General features: G+C 68.2%; 1 protein-coding gene. It reads left to right on the forward strand.

Annotated features, from left to right (window positions below):
* A partial coding sequence (locus Q7W29_10000; protein ID MDO9172152.1) for a carboxypeptidase-like regulatory domain-containing protein occupies window positions 1-1,277 on the forward strand: 1,277 nt, incomplete at both ends.

A 1,277-nucleotide genomic window follows, 5' to 3' on the forward strand; every position in this document is an offset into this window, starting at 1 on the left:
GGCTACCTGCACTTCGAGCAGGCGATGTTCCTGAACTACGGTCCCAACACGTTCGACGTCGCGATGGTCGCGGCGCCCTCGGGCGTGCTGACGGGCCTGATCACCGACTCCGTGACCGCCGAACCCCTGCAGGGGATCGTGCGCGTGTACCGCAGCGACAACAGCGCCCTGTACACCGAGACGACGAGCGACGCCTCGGGCGTGTTCACGACCTCGGCGCTGCCGTACTTCACGTACAACGTGGTGGTGCGCGCTTCGCACCACGTGCCGGTGACGATCGCCATCGAGATCAACGAGCCGGTCGTCGAGAAGGACTTCGTGCTCGACCCGACCAACGGCGACATCCTGGTCATCGACGACAACGCCAAGGCCGGCTTCGCGGCCGACAAGTTCGACGAGAAGGGCCAGCTGATCTCCGCCGGTTACGCCACCGAGGAGGACAAGGCCGTGACCAACCTGGTCAACGACCTCGAGTTCCTGGGCTACGGCGTGACCGTGCAGACGATGGGCACGACCGTGCCCGCGGACTGGTCGCTGTACGACCTGCTGCTGGTCTCCAGCGGCGCCAACGTCACGACGCTGGACGACGCCGCCTTCCGAACGGCGATGATCAACTACGTGACCGCCGGCGGCCACCTGCTGCTCGAGGGCGGCGAGGTGGGCTACGACCACTACAGCACCGGGGCCTTCGCCTCGACGGTCATGCACACCAACGACTGGAACTCCGACCAGAGCGGCACGCTGGAAGTCGCGGCCCCGACGCACTACGTGATGTCGGTGCCGAACGTCATCGGCGGCGGCAACGCGATCACCTACAGCGGCTACGGCGACCAGGACGCGATGACGCCCCTGGCCGACGCCGTGATGGTGGGCACGTGGTCGACCTACCCGACCGACGCCAGCGTGATCTGCTACGACCCGAACCCCGCGCCGGCGGGCGGGCAGATCGTGTTCTTCACCTTCAACTACGCGGCCCTCGAGGCCGGCTGCGCGGCGAACCTCCTGGAGAACGCCGTGCAGTGGCTGCTGACGCCGGAGTTCGGCGGCTGCAGCGTGAGCGGCCGGGTCGACCTGGCCGGCTCGTCCGACGATTCGGGCGTGCTGGTCGAGGCGATCCCCAACGGCGGCTCGACGTACACCGATGCGGCGGGCAACTACAGCCTGCCCGGCCTGTACGCCGGCAACTACACGATCCGCGCCAGCAAGGCGGCGTGGAGCATCGCCTCGACGCCGGTGACGCTGGCCGAGGGCCAGCAGCTGGCGGGCGTGAACCTGAC

Source organism: bacterium (genome assembly GCA_030654305.1).
Taxonomy (GTDB): Bacteria; Krumholzibacteriota; Krumholzibacteriia; order LZORAL124-64-63; family LZORAL124-64-63; genus PNOJ01.